The sequence below is a fragment of the Sodalis sp. (in: enterobacteria) genome (assembly GCF_036327475.1).
In the GTDB taxonomy this organism is placed as follows: domain Bacteria; phylum Pseudomonadota; class Gammaproteobacteria; order Enterobacterales; family Enterobacteriaceae.
In genome coordinates, this window is the sequence record NZ_CP132913.1 from 97,171 (window position 1) to 117,295 (window position 20,125).

The 20,125-nt window shown below is 54.3% G+C and carries 14 protein-coding genes and 5 pseudogenes; 16 read left to right on the top strand and 3 right to left on the bottom strand.

Annotated elements, in window-relative coordinates; all coding sequences use genetic code 11:
• The first annotated feature begins 51 nt into the window (after positions 1-51).
• From rnc to tadA, 8 genes and pseudogenes are all read left to right on the top strand, one after another.
• Positions 52-732: a ribonuclease III gene (gene rnc / locus GPOALKHO_RS00550; protein ID WP_406702482.1), complete on the top strand. Its 681-nt coding sequence runs from the start codon at positions 52-54 to the stop codon at positions 730-732.
• A complete protein-coding gene (era, locus tag GPOALKHO_RS00555) occupies positions 729-1,634 on the top strand; it encodes a GTPase Era (RefSeq protein ID WP_406702484.1) in 906 nt (301 codons plus the stop codon). The genes rnc and era overlap by 4 nt, the downstream gene beginning before the upstream one ends.
• 9 nt (positions 1,635-1,643) lie before the next feature.
• The gene (gene recO / locus GPOALKHO_RS00560; protein WP_406702486.1) at positions 1,644-2,426 is read left to right on the top strand and encodes a DNA repair protein RecO; all 783 of its coding nucleotides are present in this window, start codon (positions 1,644-1,646) and stop codon (positions 2,424-2,426) included.
• A gap of 65 nt (positions 2,427-2,491) precedes the next feature.
• Complete coding sequence (pdxJ, locus tag GPOALKHO_RS00565; protein WP_406702488.1) at positions 2,492-3,223, top strand: pyridoxine 5'-phosphate synthase; 732 nt, start codon at positions 2,492-2,494, stop codon at positions 3,221-3,223.
• On the top strand, positions 3,223-3,603 hold the full coding sequence (gene acpS / locus GPOALKHO_RS00570) for a holo-ACP synthase (RefSeq protein WP_406702489.1): 381 nt from the start codon (positions 3,223-3,225) through the stop codon (positions 3,601-3,603). Before pdxJ ends, acpS begins: the two co-directional genes overlap by 1 nt.
• A gap of 1,380 nt (positions 3,604-4,983) precedes the next feature.
• Positions 4,984-5,139 carry a hypothetical protein gene (locus GPOALKHO_RS00575; protein ID WP_406702491.1) on the top strand — a complete coding sequence of 52 codons (156 nt, stop codon included), beginning with the start codon at positions 4,984-4,986 and terminating at the stop codon, positions 5,137-5,139.
• A gap of 446 nt (positions 5,140-5,585) precedes the next feature.
• A pseudogene (locus GPOALKHO_RS00580) lies at positions 5,586-6,105 on the top strand (phosphatidylglycerophosphatase C).
• A gap of 64 nt (positions 6,106-6,169) precedes the next feature.
• Positions 6,170-6,685: a tRNA adenosine(34) deaminase TadA gene (gene tadA / locus GPOALKHO_RS00585; protein ID WP_406703298.1), complete on the top strand. Its 516-nt coding sequence runs from the start codon at positions 6,170-6,172 to the stop codon at positions 6,683-6,685.
• A gap of 99 nt (positions 6,686-6,784) precedes the next feature.
• Here the strand turns inward: tadA and mltF are convergent.
• A pseudogene (mltF, locus tag GPOALKHO_RS00590) lies at positions 6,785-8,104 on the bottom strand (membrane-bound lytic murein transglycosylase MltF); the annotation flags it as partial.
• A gap of 319 nt (positions 8,105-8,423) precedes the next feature.
• Between mltF and GPOALKHO_RS00595 the strand changes: the two are divergent.
• From GPOALKHO_RS00595 to glyA, 5 genes and pseudogenes are all read left to right on the top strand, one after another.
• Positions 8,424-10,600: pseudogene (locus GPOALKHO_RS00595) on the top strand (AIR synthase-related protein); the annotation flags it as partial.
• Positions 10,601-10,793: 193 nt separating this feature from the next.
• On the top strand, positions 10,794-11,132 hold the full coding sequence (locus GPOALKHO_RS00600; RefSeq protein WP_406702492.1) for a hypothetical protein: 339 nt from the start codon (positions 10,794-10,796) through the stop codon (positions 11,130-11,132).
• A gap of 3 nt (positions 11,133-11,135) precedes the next feature.
• Positions 11,136-11,747 (top strand): annotated as a pseudogene (locus GPOALKHO_RS00605) (two-component system response regulator GlrR); the annotation flags it as partial.
• A gap of 68 nt (positions 11,748-11,815) precedes the next feature.
• Positions 11,816-12,096 (top strand): annotated as a pseudogene (locus GPOALKHO_RS00610) (P-II family nitrogen regulator).
• A gap of 323 nt (positions 12,097-12,419) precedes the next feature.
• Positions 12,420-13,673 carry a serine hydroxymethyltransferase gene (gene glyA, locus GPOALKHO_RS00615; protein WP_406702493.1) on the top strand — a complete coding sequence of 418 codons (1,254 nt, stop codon included), beginning with the start codon at positions 12,420-12,422 and terminating at the stop codon, positions 13,671-13,673.
• Positions 13,674-14,414: 741 nt separating this feature from the next.
• On the opposite strand, the gene GPOALKHO_RS00620 is transcribed toward glyA, so the two are convergent.
• Both GPOALKHO_RS00620 and suhB read right to left on the bottom strand, forming a co-directional pair.
• Positions 14,415-14,780, bottom strand: a complete 366-nt coding sequence (locus tag GPOALKHO_RS00620; protein WP_406702494.1) for a hypothetical protein — start codon at positions 14,778-14,780, stop codon at positions 14,415-14,417.
• A 554-nt stretch (positions 14,781-15,334) separates the two neighbouring features.
• Positions 15,335-16,138: an inositol-1-monophosphatase gene (gene suhB / locus GPOALKHO_RS00625; protein WP_406702496.1), complete on the bottom strand. Its 804-nt coding sequence runs from the start codon at positions 16,136-16,138 to the stop codon at positions 15,335-15,337.
• Positions 16,139-16,253: 115 nt separating this feature from the next.
• Between suhB and trmJ the strand changes: the two genes are divergently transcribed.
• The 3 genes from trmJ to GPOALKHO_RS00640 all read left to right on the top strand — a co-directional run bounded on the left by trmJ (position 16,254) and on the right by GPOALKHO_RS00640 (position 19,066).
• Positions 16,254-17,021: a tRNA (cytosine(32)/uridine(32)-2'-O)-methyltransferase TrmJ gene (gene trmJ / locus GPOALKHO_RS00630; RefSeq protein WP_406702497.1), complete on the top strand. Its 768-nt coding sequence runs from the start codon at positions 16,254-16,256 to the stop codon at positions 17,019-17,021.
• A 305-nt stretch (positions 17,022-17,326) separates the two neighbouring features.
• Positions 17,327-17,824, top strand: a complete 498-nt coding sequence (gene iscR / locus GPOALKHO_RS00635; RefSeq protein WP_406702499.1) for a Fe-S cluster assembly transcriptional regulator IscR — start codon at positions 17,327-17,329, stop codon at positions 17,822-17,824.
• A gap of 48 nt (positions 17,825-17,872) precedes the next feature.
• Positions 17,873-19,066, top strand: coding sequence for an IscS subfamily cysteine desulfurase (locus GPOALKHO_RS00640; protein ID WP_406702501.1), 1,194 nt, complete (start codon positions 17,873-17,875; stop codon positions 19,064-19,066).
• Positions 19,067-20,125: the final 1,059 nt, after the last annotated feature.

Sequence of the window (20,125 nt, forward strand, 5' to 3'; positions counted from 1 at the left end):
CCCAGGTCTGCTCCGTCAGCTACGTACGCATGGTTGAGTTATTAGTAACGCATGAATCCCATCTTAATAAGTAGGCTACAGAAGAAACTGGGCTACACTTTTCAACAGCACGATCTTTTGTTACAGGCGTTAACACACCGTAGCGCCAACAGCAAACACAATGAGCGGCTGGAATTTTTGGGCGATTCGATATTGAGCTATGTTATCGCTAATGCGCTGTATCAGCGTTTCCCCCGCATCGATGAGGGCGATATGAGCCAGATGCGTGCCACGCTGGTGCGCGGTAATACACTTGCGGAAATGGCACGGGAGTTCGAGCTGGGCGAATGTTTACGTCTGGGGTCGGGAGAGCTGAAAAGTGGCGGTTTTCGTCGTGAGTCCATTTTGGCCGACACGGTAGAAGCGTTGATTGGCGGCGTGTTTCTGGACAGCGATATTCAAACCGTCGAAAAGCTGATCCTTGACTGGTACCGCACACGTTTGGATGAAATCAGCCCAGGTGATAAGCAAAAAGACCCGAAAACCCGGCTGCAAGAATACCTTCAGAGACGCCATTTGCCACTGCCTGCCTATCTGATAGTGCAGGTGCACGGTGAGGCGCACGATCAGGAATTTACCATACACTGCCAGGTCAGCATGCTGGCGCAGCCGGTAGTCGGCAATGGCTCAAGCCGTCGCAAAGCTGAGCAGGCCGCGGCGGAGCAAGCACTTAAACTGTTGGAACTTGAATGAGCAAACAGACAACCTATTGTGGGTTTGTGGCGATTGTGGGTCGGCCAAACGTCGGCAAATCCACGCTGATGAATCAGTTGTTAGGGCAGAAGGTCTCTATTACCTCGCGTAAACCGCAAACCACCCGCCACCTTATTATGGGGATCCATACTGAGTGGCCCTATCAGGCTATCTACGTGGATAGCCCAGGGCTGCACATTGAAGAGAAACGAGCGATCAACCGCTTGATGAATCGCGCCACCAATAGCTTGATCGACGATGTGGAACTTGTGATTTTCGTAGTGGAGGGCACCCATTGGGCGCTTGACAATGAAATAATGGTGAGCAAACTGCGCGACGTTTGCTGCCCGGTCGTACTGGCGATTAACAAAGTGGATAATGTCGCTGACAAGGAAAAGCTGCTGCCCCATATGCAGTTTCTCAGTCAGCAGATGTCTTTCCATGACATTGTGCCTATCTGTGCCGAGAATGGCATGAACGTCGATACGCTAGCTGGTATTGTGCGCAAGGCGCTGCCGGAGGCCGAGCATCATTTTCCAGAAGATTATATTACCGACCGCTCACAGCGTTTTATAGCGTCGGAAATTATCCGTGAAAAGCTGATACGGTTTCTGGGTCATGAACTCCCTTATTCCATTACAGTGGAAATTGAGCGCTTCGCGGCCAACGATCGCGGTGGTTACGATATCCACGGTCTGATTCTGGTGGAACGAAACAGCCAGAAGAAAATGGTCATCGGCAATAAGGGAAGTAAAATCAAAATAATCGGCATTGAAGCTCGGCAAGATATAGAAACTATGTTCGAGACACGGGTGCATCTGGAGTTGTGGGTGAAAATCAAGTCGGGCTGGGCCGATAATGAACGTGCCCTACGTAGCCTGGGTTATGTCGACGACCTCTAGGGAGCGCCGATGGACAGTTGGCAACGCGCTTTCGTGCTACATGCACGCCCCTACAGCGAAACCAGTATGCTTCTGGACTTTTTCACTGAGCATCAAGGACGGGTGCGCATTTTGGCAAAGGGCGCGCGTTCGCGCCGCTCTGCTCTTAAAGGTGTGCTGCAGCCGTTTACACCGCTGCTAGCTCGCTGGAGCGGCCGTGGCGAGATAAAGACTCTGCGCAGCGCTGAACCCGTTTCGCTGGGTCTGCCGCTGACTGGGTTAATGCTGTATAGCGGACTCTATATCAACGAGTTGCTGTCGCGCGTACTCGCCCATGAAACCGATTACTCCGCGCTGTTTTACGATTACCTCCAGTGTCTGCAATGGCTGGCGGGCGCCACAGGCTCGCCGGAGCCTGCGTTGCGCCGTTTTGAACTGGCATTGTTGACACATCTGGGTTACGGCGTCGATTTTCTGTATTGCGCCGGCTCCGGCGAGCCGGTCGACGACGCCATGACCTATCGTTACCGGGAGGAAAAAGGCTTTACCGCCAGCGTGCTTTTGGATCGCTATAGCTTCACCGGGCGCGAGCTGCGCGCCCTGGCGGCGCGCGAGTTTCCCGACGTTGACAGACTGCGTGCAGCCAAGCGGTTTACACGTATGGCGCTGAAACCCTATTTGGGCGGCAAACCGCTCAAGAGCCGCGAGCTGTTTCGTCACCAGTTTCCAGATCAGCGTCCGGTCGGCCACGGCGATGCGACGGTGCGAGCTGCGGGTCAGTCGGGGCCAAGCGGTGAAGCGGGTAAGCAATAAACTGGCCTGCGCCACAGCACTAGTTTATACTATGACATAGTATCGACAAAAGTCAGGGGAAGTGGATGTCTGAATTGCTGCTGGGCGTGAATATCGATCATATTGCAACGTTACGCAATGCGCGCGGGACGGCCTGGCCGGACCCGGTTCAAGCGGCTTTTATTGCCGAACAAGCGGGGGCCGACGGTATTACTGTGCATCTACGCGAAGATCGCCGGCATATCACCGATCGTGATGTCTATCTGCTGCACAAGACGATTCAAACCCGAATGAATCTGGAAATGGCTGTGACGGAGGAGATGGTGACTATTGCCTGCTCCCTGCCGCCGCATTTCTGTTGTCTGGTGCCGGAAAAGCGCCAGGAAATCACCACCGAAGGCGGGTTGGATGTGGCCAGCCAGCGCGACAAGCTTCGTCAGGTCGTGGCTCGTCTAAGCGATGCCGGGATCCAGGTCTCGCTGTTTATCGACGCTAATGAGCGTCAGATCGCGGCAGTGGCGGAAGTGGGCGCGCCCTACATTGAAATTCATACAGGCGCCTATGCCGATGCGGTCGATGAAGCATCGCGCACTGCGGAGTTCGCTCGCATCAGACATGGCACGCAGTACGCCACGTCTCTGGGCCTTAAGGTCAATGCCGGCCACGGTCTTGATTATCATAATGTGAAGCCCGTGGCCGCGCTGGCACCTATACACGAGTTGAATATCGGCCACGCGATTATCAGCCGCGCCGTGATTGGCGGTTTAGCGGATGCGGTAAGTAATATGAAACGTCTGATGCGGGAAGCGCGCGGCTGATGGCGATTGTCGGCATTGGTACCGATATCGTCGAGATTAGACGTATCGAGGCGGTGGTTTCCTGCAGCGGTGATCGATTTGCGCGCCGAATCCTCAGCCCCGATGAATGGTTGCAATATCAGCAGCACAACCAGCCGGTACGCTTTCTAGCCAAACGCTTCGCGGTAAAAGAGGCAGCGTCCAAGGCGCTTGGCACAGGTATTCGTGAGGGGTTGGCTTTTGCTCAGTTTGAGGTCTACAGTAATATATTGGGTAAGCCTTCGTTACGATTGTTTGCTCAGGCGACGGAGCTGGCTAGCCAATTAGGCGTCACCGCTATGTACGTCACATTGGCCGATGAGCGGCGTTACGCCTGCGCTACAGTTATCTTTGAGCGATGATGGCCCACGGTTGCAGCGGCCATCAGGTTAAAGTCTATCGGTGTGGTGCAACAGCACGAGCTTTTCATCACTATTTCACACGCTGCGGATCGGCAATGGTCGTATGACAGATATGGCATACCTACTGGTAGAGGTGGGTCGTCATGATGACTGATACGCCCCGTACGGCTGATGGCATCGATTTGATAATGCTCTGCGCCCATATTGCCCATATTGATTGATGGGCTCGTTCTGGCGCTCCGGTTCGAGCATATCGAAATTGATATGGTCTTTAGTAAAAAGTATTACCATACAAAACTTCAAGGTGTGGCGTTTTCTTATTATGTCTCGGCGGCCTAAGTTAATCGCACGTCGTCAACATCGATAAACGTCAGCGTCATTTAGCAATACGACAGCCCTCTCAGCCACAATCTTCTTTATGCAGGCATGGGATGCAACCTGCTTACGCGCCTTGGCCGATAAGGTTTGAGAATACCGTGCACTGTAATACATAAACCGAACCGGGCCCAGCGGTGACGAATTTAGAGGCGCCCGCATTGGGAACACGCCATCCGGACTCGATGGCTTTAGATGTCTTATCAACGCTTGAGATAGCAAGGGTGTTTAATGAACACAGGACAAGTAGGTGTCAGAGGCCATTACGTCTGGGTTGCCGGCCGGCGGCTGTTGCTATCGATTTGGCGGCGCAGGTGCTCGGAGGCGGAGGGCGACTTATCTATCTGGGGGCCGGCAACAGCGGTAAGCGGGGGTGCTAATGGCCACCGACCTTCGCATGCCGCCAGACAAGGCGATCGGCCTCATTGCCGGCGATCACGGCACGCTACTCAAAGAGGTGAATGGGCGGAGGACGATATGGCGCTGGGAGAACGCGACCTCCGGCACACCTCAGACACCCCGCCGATGTCGTCGTGGGGCTCGCTGGGCGGAGAGCGCACGATGGCTTCTTACTGGCGGCGTTGACGGACGCCCACAATAACAAAGGGCCGGCGGCGGTACATCGGGTAAAGCCGTCTTTGACCAGCGCCAACGCCCCGCCCAACGGCGCGCTATCCGGGCCTAACGAACGCTCGGGGTGTGTGGATATCAACGCCATCAAACGTCTGACGGGCGTAAAGACTACATTATGCAGGGCTGGCAGCATTAGCTTATCGTGGGACTGGGCCCGCGGCGAAGATCGTCGATGCCATGCGTCGCCTGCTGCCGAATGCGCCGGGCGAGTCCCCGCCATCGGTTCGACGCACCACGGCGCAGCGCAAACCCGGGATCGCGTCAAGACGTGCTATGCGACGCCCGTCAGCGGTGTTTTGCGTCAGTTGGCCAACGTGTTTATTCCGTCTCGGCGTTATTGCATCTCGGCGTTATTGACTCTGGTCTTATCGCTTGACCGATCAACTTGTTTACGCGTGCGGACGTCAGCGGCGATATAGCACGGTCCTACCCCATCCGCTCGGGCTGTTGGCGTTGTTTGGCAGTGCGGTATTCGCCATCATGAATATTTTGGTGGTGGTAAACGCGGTGCGAGTGTTCGGCAGTTAACAGGTTATGGAGTGATGGCCGCGATTTTGCGCAAATCCAGTTTTTCGACGAGTCGCTACAGTTCGACCGTGGCGAGGTGATCGCCGTGTTGCTGGTGGTTGCCCTGATGTGTTGGGTGGAATAGTGTTACGGCGCTATTTACCGGGGGTCGATGGAGCTGATAATTAGTCCGCTTCTGACTACGCAGATAACTGCGTCGCTGGCGATAGCCGTTCTGAAACCGCTCGGTGGGGCGGTATCCGCGCTATTGCCCAGGAGTGAATATCGCGATTAATCACGATGGCGTGGTGGTCGGCGCTTTACTAGCGGGAAGTTTTCGCCATCGCGGCGGGATTGATTTGACATGACTGATAGGATTCAACGATCCAGAGGAGTAGCTTTTAATTAACCCAACCGCTCCGCGCGTCGTGTTCTTTGATTTGGACGGTACGCTGCATCAACGGGATATGTTCGGCTGCTTCCTGCGTTATCTGCTCGCACATCTACTGCTGAATATCATTCTGGTGATCCCCGTTCTGCTAGTGGTGGCTCTTGGACCGCTAGTAAAGGGCCGCCCAGCCCGCTGGCCGATGAGCCTGCTGTTTGGTCGATTACCTTTTGTCACAGCGAAGTTCTGACAAGCGTTACAAGCGGCGTCGTGGCGGTCTTTCGTCAGCACGTGCGGTGCTGCCCAGGTGTGACCTATTACCAGCTGGAGTCGCTGGTGGAAAAAGTTTACCACGATGTGGTTTTCTTACCACGGGTACGACTTATTGGCGGCCATATGCATCGGTATTTACGGTGGCTTGGTGCTAACTCTGCGCTGTCTTGACCATGAGAAGTGGCGCAGTTGGAGCGAAAGCTAGGGACCCCGGCGGAATGGTATAGCGGTCACAGCGACAACGTATTCACGACAATCCGCCGCTTTATTTTGCGAATATCTCTGGTGGGGTCACTCATGGAGGTCAACTTACACGGCTGGATTGAACCCTCTCTTCCTAACTCGCGGCCTGGCCGGTATAATTTGCTGCGGTTGTCAACCGGGGTGGTCATGAGCGAGCATTGCAGCGATGAATTTTGGATGCGTCACGCCCTGATGCTAGCGGGGCGTGCGCAAGCCGAGGGTGAAGTGCCAGTCGGCGCGGTATTAGTGTTGAACGATGAGATTATCGGTGAGGGCTGGAACCGCTCCATCGGTCATCATGATATCACCGCCCATGCTGAAATCATGTCGCTGCGCCAGGGGGGGCGACGGGTGGGTAATTACAGGTTGTTGAACGCAGCGATGTACGTGACGTTGGAACCGTGCGTGATGTGCGCGGGGGCGATGATTCACGCTCGCGTCGGCCGTTTGGTTTTTGGCGCGCATGACGAAAAAACCGGCGCGGCGGGATCGCTGCTGGATGTGCTCGGCCATCCGGGCATGAACCACCGAGTCATACTCACCGGCGGCGTGCTGGCGCAGGCATGTTCGGCTCAGCTCAGCGCTTTCTTTCGCCATCGTCGGGCGCAGCATAGGGCACACCGCCTTGGGCTGCAATCGCCGCTGCCTAACGATCCACCTTGACACACCACCGCGTGCGCACACAGGACACAACGGAAAAAGCGCCATGTTAAGGGTAGTACTTGTGCTCGGCGGCGTTAGCGTCTGCAGATCCTCTAATGTGATCACCGGGTAAACATTGGCGGGAGCGGCGTTCCAGGCTGCCAATTTCGCCGCCTTTTTCTTTTTCCTCAAATATCTCACCAGACTGATTTCATGGCGGCGGAATCTTTCACGTAGTTATACGCCTGCTAGCCGCGGGCGTAACCGTACAGCGTTTGTTTGTAATAGCGTGGCTGGCTTGAGCATCGGCAGCCGCAGCTTCACGCTTCACGTCAACTCAACTGCCGAGGTTACCCTGCTGCTTCGACGTTAGGGCGCGGGCATCCAGCATATGGGTATAGCCCATGTTATAGGCCGCCAAGGCAAACCAAAGCTCTTCATCTTCCGAGAAAATAAAACGCGTCGCCGCGCACGCTTTGCTCGGCGTTGGTTAGATCGCCCATCTCCAGACTGTCGGCGAGGTGGCGGCAAGCATCATCAGCCCGCGTACCCTGATGGTAGCCGATGTGGCTAGCGGATCCAAATAGGATTTTGATAGGAAATGACCGCCAGCAACCTCCAATTGATATCGCTGGCATAGCGTTCAAATAGTGGTTGTAGCGCGGGCAAAATCGCATCAATTACCTTAAAAAAGGTTTTGGTATCCACATAATCGAACCTGCTAACGTGATCGAGATACCTTTCAGCCGCGCCATGATGCCGTTGTCGTTTAACCGGCTGAAGAAGTCAAGCAGCGCGGTCGACAAACCCCTCGCCATCACTGCACCGAAGATACCGAATAATCGCTTCTTCCTCGGTAATATCAGACGCAACCGCCAGCTGCGGGTGCACTCGCTGCAACAGCCAGACGGTATCGGGGTCGGCCAGAGTATTCCAGCTTACCCTCCGTTACTTTTTCCAGCAGCGGCCGGCTGCTTAAATCCAATGAGACTTCCCGTGATAACTGTGGATATTGTTCCTTTTCAACTGCCGAAGCTGGGATCGGCCGTGCCTTGTCCAAGCGGTATATCAATTGCTGCAATACCGAATAATAGGACGGCAAACTGTGAATCTGTTCAGCCGTTCAGTGTTATAAATCAAGCTAGCGGCCAGAAGATCGGCGTTGTCATTATCCAGGTCATCAAACAGCTGATTCAGATTTCTGCGAACGCGCATCTTGAGTTTGACGCTGAGGTAATCGGCAAAGCGTTGCGCCAAGATCGTAATCGAAACCCGTCAGTTGATTATTGACGCGATAATAGCTCAGCAGTGCGTCCAAAGTGCTGATATGAAGCTCGCTGTGCGCTTTAATGAAATGATCGGCGGGCTTCCTAATGGATGTTCGCCATGGGCAGTAGTCAAGAGTGCTCATGTGAGCAAAATAGCGATAAAGCCGATAATAAAATTATTTAATTTAAAGCGCTTTCAAGAATTATCTCATACCGTAAGCAGACCTCGCTGTCATTAACGGCAGTATTATTATGGTTTTTCTCCGAACAGAGAGGGCATTTTGCGCAACAAAGCGCCAACGTGTAACAAGATTGATGTATGCGCTCAGGTACTCATGGGTCAAGGAAGATGAAAGAATAACTGCACAAACGGTTTTTTGTCCGCGGCCTGGATTCTCTATAATGGCGTACGTCTTCCCTTTTTGTTACGCCCTATCAATGGTCGAGACGCACACTCTCGGCCAGCGGTTCAAAAAGAGAGATCTGTTGCTATGGAAATATTGCGCGGTTCGCCCCCGCTCTGTCCGCATTGCGCATTAATAAACCGCTGTTCCGCTGTCAAGACGCCCGTCCTGCCGGTCGACGAGATCTATGTCGAATATCTATTTCGCTGATGTCAGCACGGCGCTCAGTGAGGATGCGTTAAGTCAACTGCAGCGACTATTACTAGCCTTCTTTCGCCGGACATCTACTTGTGCGCCACGACCAGCCGCACGGTCTCCACAGTCGTCGAAGGTGACAGATATTTGCACAACTGCGCCTTGCCCCAGGTCATGCATCTAGAGTGTGGTCAGGCGCCGCGGCTGAGTTGGCCCACATGGCTCCAGTCGCGCTCTGTTGCATGATCGGATGATGGAAACGGTGTTTACCCGTTTTGGAGGAGGTGTGGGAGTTATTTGCTCAGCACGCGCCTGCACCGGTGACGTTGGTGGACGTGATGGGCGAAGGGCGCGGCACGCTGGGGGCGGCCAATTTGGTGCTGGGTCTAATGCTGGAGCAAGACGAAATCGATTATCTCCTCGCGGCCTTCACCCGTTTGCGGCGTAACCACAGCAATACATGTTCGCGCAGGCCAACTCAGAGTATTGCTAGCACAAGATTTTCAACGCCGATCAGGTTATCGACGACTAGCCGTAAACGAAGTCGCTGTTCAAAATGATCAAATACCTACGAGCAGGCGCCCGAGTTTATGTTGTCCGCCTATACAGACAACGGCGTGGTGATGAAGGATCGGCGATTGGGCATTTCTTTCCCGATGCACAGACGGGGCGCTATGACTACCATCAGGAAGCGGCGCACATTTTAATCCATAATCACCTGACCGCCATCTCGCCCTGGCTCGGCGCAGCGACCGACTCCGGCGACGAAATCTGTGATGAAGGCGCCACCGGCCGCGACGCTAAGCCGAAAGCCGGTCTGGTCGGTTTTTCGGTCTCCAATTTGCGCATCTCGGACTTTGAACAGCCGTGGGAAGAAGACTGCACCCATCCGGCGCTGACCGGTTATTTCCGTACCTAATGGGAAGCGCGTCGATGGCCACAACGGCGTGGAGCAATCAGCGTAGGCGCCAAGCTGATTGCTCTGGGCGGACCAGCGTGAAATACGGCCTCGGAGATGGCGCGGCGTCTTCGATGGCTTCCTGGCAGTCAGACGCCGACCTGGATTTCACCTCGGTGCAACAAGACAATCCGGCAATGGAACGCCGTTGCCAGGAAGTGATCAACCATTGCTGACAGCGGGCTAGAAAGATCCAATTCTATTTATCCATGACGCGGGCGCCGGCGGCTTGTTCAATACGGTAGCTGAAATGCGGGAGCTGATCAGCGACGACGGGCGCGACGGCCGTTTCCAATTGCACGCAATTCCCAATGACGAATCGGGCATGAGCTCTCCAGAAGTCTGGAGCAACGAATCCCAAGAGCGCTTGTCATGGCGGTTGCCTGGATCGACTGGCGGAATTTGATTTTATCTGCTGCGGTGATCTAGGCAGCAATGCAAGCATTGACTTGGCTTGGACGACGACCATTTCTGCGACCGGTCGATGGATTTGTCGTTCGGCAAGACGTCGCAAATGCTACGTGATGCCATCAGTCTACAGGCATCTGGTCGTGCGCTGGAAAGCCTTCCTTATCACCCATTGGCGATTGCAGCGTAATCGGCATAGCGGCGCACGATCAGATGGTTGGACTCTGGCAAGTGCCGGCGGCAGACTGCGCTGTTACCACCTTCAGCCTAAATAGCTATTACAACAAGGCGTCTCCCTTAGCGAACAGCGCCGGTGGCGAATTTTGCCGTTTCTGCCAACCTGGCGGTGAGCGAAGCGCTGACTAACTTGACCGCGATGCACATCGGCGAGATCAAGCGGGCGAAACTTTCGGCCAACTTATAGCGGCAGCGGGTCATTCCGGCGAAGACGCTGGCCCGTGGTGAAAGCCGTGAGTAAGGAGCTTTGCCCGGTGCTGGGACTGTTATCCAGTGGGCAAGGATTCCATGTCGATGAAAACGCGCTGGCAGCGGGGAGCAGGGCGGCGGGGAAATGACCGCGCCGCTGTCGCTGCTTACGCTGCTTATGTCACTGCTTATTATCACCGCGTTCGACCGCGCGGAAGATGTGCGTTCGACCGCGACGCCGCAATTACAGTTGACGCGCGATAATGCACTGCTTATTGATTTTGTAGCTGGGCATCAAGGCGGGCCACTACAGCATTGATGATGATATCGGTGCTCTGAGGGAAGATACGCTTGCTGCACTGTTTAGCGAATCGGATACCGATTTTCGAGTCGTTTTATCAAGGCAGCATACAGCGCAAACACGCCAATTTATTGCTGGTGTATGATGATGCCAGTCGAAGCTGATGGGCATGAAGCTGACAACGGGGTTCGCGGTTGCGACCGCGGAAAACGGCCAAGAGACGCTGCGGCAGCTTCTGTGCATAAAATCGACTCGGTCATCTCGGTCATCTTATCGCGCCATTGACGAAGCGCTGGCGTTTGACGAAGCGCTGGCGTTGACCCAACCCGCAAGCGATAAACGCTGGCTGGAGGCCATCGTTACCGGTAGCCCGCTGATGATGCGCTCGCTGGAGCAAGTGAAAGATGATCGTCAAATCGGACGCCAGCATCCTCCTGACGCCGCTAGAGAGGTTGTGGCGAAAGCGTTCCACTCGGCAAGTTGCATGCACATGCCCCGTTCGTGGTAATAAGTGGCAATAAACTGCAGCGCCTTACCGGAGCCACTGCCGGAGTCTAAGCTGTTTAGCCATGCCAGCGGCGCTTTCACCGCTGTCGTTGCAGGTCAAATTGCTGCGGGTGTTGCAAGAGTGCAATGTGTGCCCGTTCGGCAGCGATCACGCTATCGATGTGCGCATTTTGAATATCGTCAGCCTGATCTGCCGCCCTTGCATGAACATGCCGAGGACATGCCCCCGCTGGCGCGGCATTTATTACGTATGGCGGCACAGTGCTATAAACTCTTCGTACGCAGTTTTCCGCCGATGCCATGAGACGACTAGTGGCCACCGGCTCTCCAACTGATAAATGTGATAGAACAGCGTGTGGCGTTAGTCTCTACACTGGTGATCGGTGATATGCTGATAGTACAGGCGCTAGCTGATGATGCCACGGTGATGCCGGCCTTCGCTGAAGCACGCTATCAATTCGAGTTGCGCTTCGAGTTGCGCTATTTACGTAAGTTATTGGAAATAACCTGCGGAAATGTAACACAGCGGGTCGCACGGATGGTTGGTTGCAACCGCACAGAATTTTATAAACTCTTGTCTCGCTACACGCTGGACTCGAATGATTTTAAACATTGATCAGTCCTAGTTTCCGATGATTGACGGCAAGCACCGGTAATCGACCAAGTAGGTGAAATAATGAAAAAATTGCTGCGATAATCAAACCCTTTAAGTTGAATGGCCTGCGCGAAGCGCTGGCAGAAGTCGGCATTAACGGGATGACGGAATCGGAGTGAAAGGATTTGGACTGCAATAAGGGTATGCTGAATTGTACCTGCCAGGGGTGAAAATTGAACTGGTGGTGCTGTATGATATCGTCGACAGCTGCGTCGACGCCACTATGCAACAAATGTATACAAATTTTGTCTTCGACGTCGCACGCGTCGTGCGCATTCGTATCAGCAAGCAAGAGGAAGAAGCCGTTTGACGCTCGCTGCCGGCGGCTCAATCATTGAAAAACTGACGCCGTTCGCCGGCCCGACCGAGGAACGGCACACAGTGCATCTCGGCAAATGGCCACACGTAGGCGTGAGCGCCGTGAGTACGCAACGTACCGGGGATGCCCGCTGTGAGTCCGCGCATGAATTTTTCGTCTTCGCGATAAAAATATTTCGCTACAGCAGTTTAAAGGAAATCGTTTGCGTAAAAGCGGCATCGGATCCTTTTGGAATGTAAAAAGATTACACTAACGGCCGTCATTCCACCCCAATTAATCGCTGTGGTAGGTTAGCTGAGAGTCAGGAGAAACAGATGTTAAAGCGTGATATGAACATTGCAGATTACGATGCCGCACTGTGGCAGGCAATGGAGCAGGAAGTGATGCGCCAGGAAAAACACATTGAACTGATTGCATCTGAAAACTATACCAGCCCGCGCGTTATGCTGGCCCAGAGCTCACAGTTGACCAATAAGTACGCGGAAGGCTATCCCGGCAAACGCTACTACGGCGGATGTGAATATATCGACGTGGTAGAGCAGTTGGCCATCGAACGCGCCAACGCGCTGTTTGGCGCCGATTATGCGAATGTTCAGCCGCATTCTGGATCGCAAGCCAACTTTGCCGTTTATATCACCTTGCTGCAGCCGGGTGATACCGTGCTGGGGATGAATCTGGCGCACGGCGGTCATTTGACCCACGGTTCCCCGGTCAATTTTTCCGGAAAATTGTATAATATCGTGCCTTACGGTATCAATGAGAGCGGCTATATCGATTATGAGCAGCTGGCCGAACTGGCGAAAACCCATCAGCCGAAAATGATTATCGGTGGTTTCTCCGCTTATTCCGGCGTGGTGGATTGGGCTAAAATGCGGCAAATCGCCGATAGTATCGGCGCTTATCTGTTCGTAGATATGGCCCACGTGGCGGGTCTTATCGCCGCTGGCGTGTATCCTAACCCGGTGCCCCATGCGCACGTGGTGACCACCACGACCCACAAGACGCTGGCCGGCCCACGCGGCGGTTTGATCCTGGCCAAAGGCGGCAGCGAAGAGCTGTACAAAAAGCTGAACTACGCCGTGTTTCCTGGCGCGCAGGGAGGTCCGTTGATGCACATGATCGCCGCCAAGGCTGTCGCGCTGAAAGAGGCGATGGAGCCCGCGTTCAAAGCCTACCAGCAGCAAGTGGTCAAAAACGCTAAAGTCATGGTGGAAGTTTTCTTGTTACGTGGGTTCAAAGTTGTTTCCGGTGCTACCGATAATCACCTGTTCTTGCTGGATTTAGTGGATAAAAACTTGACAGGAAAAGAGGTGGACGCGGCGCTGGGCCGCGCCAATATCACCGTTAACAAGAACAGCGTGCCGAACGATCCAAAAGGTCCGTTTGTTACCTCCGGGGTGCGTATCGGCACGCCAGCGGTCACCCGACGCGGTTTTACCGAGGCTGATGTGTGTGAATTGGCCGGTTGGATATGCGACGTGTTGGAAAATATCAACGATGACGCGGTGATTGAACAGACTAAAAATAAAGTGCTGGATATCTGCGCCCATCATCCCGTTTACGCCTGATGGCACTGACGAAATAAGGGAACGACGGGGCGCTTGTTGGCGCGCCCCGTCACAAACTGCTAACTGGGCCCTGCAGGGTCGGGTTTTGGGGGGCTCGACAGCATCGCGCTCTGGTTCAAGATTCGCGCCTGTGGCGCGTATAAGGGCAATTACATCTGGAACGGTGTGATCACCAGCGCAGTATTTTCGGCGCACCTCACGTTGAAAGACGGTGACCGATTGAAATTTGATATTCAGCGGCAACAGCGTCAGCCCCCGAATTTTCAGCTCCAGTTTACGCTCCTGATCTCCCTCTAATTGGCTTGAAATCACTATCTGTTTAAATCCGTTCTTGCATTAATCAGGCGCCGAATATGAGCACAATTAGACCCATCTCCTCTCGGCTGAAATGAATAGATACTCTGCTTCCAGCAGTATTATAGCTGCACGGGTAGCGCGCAACAGGGATATTCTTCTACTTTGCTTTGCAGGTTGCTTCGATGCCCATGTGGAAGTCGCGCAACCGCCTGGCTCAGCCAACGATTGTCGGCTGAGTTCGAATCAGCGAGCTGAGGATGCTTCAACAAACTGATCAACAGCGTGAAGCCAGAACACTTCGCTGTCAGTCGCGAAACGCTGCCTGTACTGCCTGATATGCTTGTTTCTGACTGAAACATTGCCGCTGGTGCTGATTAAAGCCGGTGTTTACTAGCAGTGGCACTGTAACAGCAGGTAACGTAGCCAGAGGTAAGGAACTGGCGGTTATTTTCGATACGTTGGACGACCATAGGGTAAAAGGTGCTCAAGCGTGTCCGCCAGGCACGGCGGCGGAAATTGCATTGCAGTGCGGACGGCAGGTGGTGCCACTGCTTGGTCGAAATCGCGTTCGACGCGACGATGCACAACTGCCGCCCTCAATACGGTATTCCGCCTCTCGGCGGCGTAGGGCGTGTCGATTTCGACGTCGAGTTGCACGAGATCACGTTGCGTGGTCTCAATATCTGTCCCGAATTGATGCGCCAGCTGTGTCAGTGAGCAAAGCGTCATCGTCGCATACAACAGCAGCAACAGATGGTTGAGCCTGCCGGAAGCGGACAGCGCGGGCGCCTGTAAACTGAGCGGACTCATTGGTCGTATAACCCTTTAGTTATCGTAATAGCCTTAATCATAGTTAACCGCCTCTGCTTGTTTGCCAACGCGATATTTTTTGTTTTACAGCTTGAAGCCGCGTCATATTTTTCCGCTTAGCCGCGTTAGGATTTCCTTTTTGGAATCAATTATTCCTTTCTCGTCGCCTCTTTCTCAGCTCGGCCTGTGCGGCCGTGACGTTTGCCGGTCTGGTGAAACCAGTGGTAAGACCCTCACCTAAGTTATGTTGTTTTCAACACTATCGGGCTATGGGCATCGAGCGCCAGCCGGAAGAGGGTGTGACAAAAGCTAAGTGATTACGCGGTTCGCCAGTGGATGTCCCATTCGTTTTGTGCTTGGCGGAATTTTTATGGCCTCTATGGTTTTGGGGCCCCGACAGTGGCAGGGCAGAGATTTGGCTACTAGGCGCAGTTACTGTTGCACATGGTCGTGCTGTTGCAGTGAGTGCAAGGCACTCCAAACCATTATGGTGCCGCGCTACTGCTTTCAGTTCCGTCTATGGTATCCCGCATGCGCAGATCATGGATAAAAGCTTAGCGTTTCAGTGCTTCGCTCAGCTCGTCGCGCATGGCCGAAAGCATAGCTTTAACGATACGGGGATTACCCGCGACAATATTGCCAGAAAGTGTGTGATTATGGCCACCGGTAAAATCAGTGACCAGACCGCCCGCCTCACGCACCAGCAATTCACCGCCGGCAAAGTCCCAGGGCTTCAGGCCGATTTCAAAAAAACCATCTATGCGGCCGGCAGCCACATAAGCAAGATCTAGCGCCGCAGAGCCGGTGCGACGAAAATCCGCGCACTGTATGAACAGTTTGCTTACCAAGGCGATATAGCTGTTGGCATGCTGTTTCTGCTTGAAAGGAAAACCGGTGGCCAAAATGGTGCCATCTAGATCGCGTGCGCTGCCGACGCGCAGGCGATGGCCGTTCAACTGAGCGCCCTGGCCGCGGGAAGCGGTGAACAGCTCATTGCGCATCGGATCGTAGACCACAGCCACTTCCGTGCGGCCTTTAATGCGCACGGCAATGGAAACGGCAAAGTGAGGGAAACGCTTGATAAAGTTGGTGGTACCATCCAGTGGGTCAATAATCCATTGTACGTCGGTGTCTTCGCCGGCCAGCTCGCCGCTCTCTTCGCCGATAATGGCGTGCCGCGGGTAGGACTTGCAGATAACTCCAACAATCAAACGTTCCGCTTCGCGGTCAACGTTAGTGACAAAGTCGTTGCTGCCTTTTTGACTGGCTTCGACGGCATCATGAATTTCGTAATGTTTGGCAATGAAATTAGCCGCCATTCGCGCTGCGCGAATGGCGATATTGAGCATCGGATGCATGAATATCGTCCACTAAGATGTTAAAGAACTAAAACAGTGCAGAGTATAGCAGAATGTCAGCAAAAAACCTACGGCTATGCTACCCTATGTCACATTTCCTCTTACCTGTAAGATTATGCTGCACAATATCCGCATTGTACTGGTTGAAACGTCTCATACCGGCAATATTGGTTCCACCGCCCGCGCGATGAAAACCATGGGGTTAAATAACCTCTACCTGGTCAATCCCCTGCATAGGCCTGATTCACAGGCCATCACCTTATCCGCCGGCGCCAGCGATATTATCGACAAAGCCAGCCTAGTTGATTATCTCGACCAGGCGCTGGCCGACTGTAGCCTGGTGATGGGAACCAGCGCCCGTTCCCGTACGCTTCCCTGGCCGATGCTGGAGCCGCGTGAGTGCGGCGTGAAAAGCGTGCGGGAGGCGGTGCGAGCCCCTGTAGCGCTCTTGTTTGGCCGTGAGCGCGTTGGCCTTACCAATGATGAATTGCAAAAATGCCATTTCCATGTCCAGATCCCGGCTAATCCGGAGTACAGCTCTCTCAACTTGGCGATGGCGGTGCAGATTTTGGCGTATGAAGTCCGCGTCGCCTGGCTTGAAGGTCAGCGCCAGGACGCGACGGCGCCGGACGCCTCGGCTTATCCTATGGCAGAAGATCTGGAGCGATTTTATCAACATTTAGAGCATGTGCTGAATACCACCGGTTTCATCCATCACACCCATCCGGGACTGGTAATGAACAAGTTGCGTCGGCTGTTCAATCGCGCGCGGCCGGAAGGCCAGGAGCTGAATATTCTACGTGGCATGTTGACCTCCGTCGAGCATCCGCAAAAGCCGCAAACGCCCCTTGCGGATAACGGCGACGCTCGCCTGGTGAATTGACTTAGTTTGGATGCCGTTGGTGCTCGCATGTCGGATGGGTTTATTCTGAACGCCACCAGCGCTCACTTTAAGTATCGACCGATTCCGAACTTCTACAGTGAGCGCCCGGAGAGGTTAGCCTATCCTGGCCGCTGGCAGTGCTGCGTGCAGGATGACCTATTCCAGACGCCAACAGCTGTTGTCAGCGACATTGTGCGCTTTCGCCACGGTCAGCCTCCTTAGAGAAAATTACTCGGTTAAGTAGTTGATTCTTTTAGTCAGGAATGGCAGACTTTTTCTACGTTATTTTTACCGGTATTCTGATCATGAGACTGACTTCCAAAGGCCGCTACGCGGTTACCGCCATGCTTGATATCGCCCTGCACTCCGGCAGGGGACCCGTGCCGCTCGCCGAAATTTCCGAGCGCCAAGGTATTTCCCTTTCTTATTTGGAGCAGCTTTTCTCCCGCCTGCGCAAACATGAGCTGGTGGCAAGCGTTCGAGGGCCGGGTGGAGGTTATTTCCTGGGTCGCGACTCTGATCAAATTGCCGTCGGCGCAATTATCACCGCCGTAGATGAATCGGTGGACACTACCCGCTGTCAGGGTAAAGAGGGCTGCCAAGGTGGCGATCGTTGCCTGACACATACCCTTTGGCGCGACCTTAGCATACGCATTAGCGAGTTTCTTAACAATATCACACTGGCCGAGCTGGTTAGTAATGAAGAGATCATCGATGTTGCCGATCGTCAAGATAATGATACGTGCCATCCGATCGCAGATGGTCGACCGCAGGAAACGATTAACGTCAACGTGCGCGCTTGAGTACAATAAAGGGCATTCGTCGTTATTGATGCCCGGAGTTAACGCTTCATGAAATTACCGATTTATCTTGATTACTCCGCTACTACGCCGGTTGATCCACGGGTGGCGGAGAAGATGATACAGCATCTTACATTGGACGGGATTTTCGGTAATCCAGCTTCCCGCTCCCACCGTTACGGCTGGCAGGCGGAAGAAGCTGTCGATATTGCCCGCAATCAGGTCGCTGCCCTGGTAGGTGCCGATCCTCGCGAAATTGTTTTCACATCTGGTGCCACCGAGTCCGATAATCTAGCCCTGAAAGGGGCCGCTCACGCCGGCCGCGCTAAAGGCCGCCATATCATTACCGCCGTCACCGAGCATAAAGCGGTGGTCGATACCTGTCACCAGCTGGAGCGAGGAGGTTTCAACGTTACCTGGCTGGTGCCGCCGGCGAATGGTATCATTACCCCACAACAGTTAAGCGATGCGCTGAGGGATGACACGATTCTGGTGTCGTTGATGCACGTTAACAATGAAACCGGCGTGATCCAGGATATCGCAGCTTTTGGCGAACTGTGCCGTGCCCGCGGGGCGCTATTCCATGTGGACGCCACTCAAAGCGTCTGTAAACTGCCTATCGATCTGGCCACATTGCCAGTGGATCTCATGTCGTTCAGTGGCCATAAAGTCTATGGCCCGAAGGGTATAGGCGCTTTGTTTGTGCGCCGTAAACCTAGAGTACGGATCGAGGCCCAAATACACGGCGGCGGTCACGAGCACGACATGCGCTCCGGGACGCTGCCGGTGCATCAAATTGTTGGGATGGGGGAAGCCTATCAACTCGCGGCGCAGGCGCTGACGAGCGAAATGCCGCGCCTGCGGGCGCTGCGCGACCGGCTATGGCAGGGGCTGCAGCAGATAGGTGGTGTGTTCGTTAATGGCGACCTGCAACAAGGCGTGGCGACGGTGCTTAACGTTAGCTTTCGCGATATGGGGGGTGAGTCTCTTATCATGGCGCTTAAGGATCTGGCGGTCTCGACGGGATCCGCCTGTACTTCCGACAGCTTTGAGCCGTCTTATGTCCTGCGCGCTATGGGCCTGGATGATGCGCTTGCCCATAGCGCCATTCGTTTCTCTTTGGGGCGGTTTACCACCACGGAAGAAATCGATTACGCCATCAGCCAGACTCGAACGGCCGTTGCGCGTATGCGCGAGGTCGCACCGCAGTGCGCCGCCGGCGCTGGCGCGAAGATGTTGCGCTAAGATCTTAGCTCGCCAATACATTGTCACAGCATGCGGTGTCCAGTATTACCAATGCTGTCTCTCTCGAGATTGTGTCGTCTGGCAATCGAGCCATGTCTGTGCCCTGCAGTTTTGCAGCGGCAGAGAGCACCTTGGAGGAGCCGCGCCGCGGCACGCGCAGCTAGGGCCTGCAGCTCGTATTTGTCATTTTCTGTCGTCTGTTTCAACGACCATAACCCCGCCGATGCTTTTCACGCCAGTTGCCGGCGTCGTAAGAAAACTGCTGGCGGCGACTGTTAGGGTCTGGTTGGTGAAGCACATCAGTGGGCGGTTAGACCAGCCAGGCGGCCATAGGTCGCTTTGACATAGGCAGCCTGGAATCAGCTATGACACCCCACTGCACCGGATACGCACAGACGGCATTACTACGCTAATTTATTGGAGCAGTCTCATAATGACCGACGCGATGCAGCTCACGCCTCCATCGTACCTACCGACCCGCGCTGGGGCGAAAGGCGTCATTCAGCGCGCCGGGCGCAAAATTGACTGCTAGGGGATAAAACAGGGTCGCGCCGGTGGGAGAAGGATAGGATTTGATGCGGTGCTGCGCGTTTTGACGGGACTATCTGGCACCTAAAGGCGAGCGCAATGTGGCGTGGTCGCATTGCCCAAGGCGCCGCGCCAGGAGTCGGATAATCGGCTGCAAATCGTTGACTGGGTACGCTATACCATTAATACCCGACGGAGGAGCTTGATCCGGACAGCTGGCGCAGGATGCGGTGTGGATATTATGTCACGACGCCATTAGCTATCGTATCATGAAAGCCGACGATCTACTTGATAACCAGTATGTGGGGTTGTATATCGTCGGCCGCAGCTCCGATCAGTAGCCAGTCTTATTGCAGTAGCCAGTCTTATACAAGTGCTGGCGCAGGACTGATGCCTGTTTTGGTTTGCGCACGGGCCGTTTCCCGCTTGACATGTGGACCGTTCATGCGGTGTTTGGAATCGCTAAGTATGACTATCTCACAAGATAATGCACTAGAACAGGCGCTCAAACGCGCCACTGCCGAGCCGGTT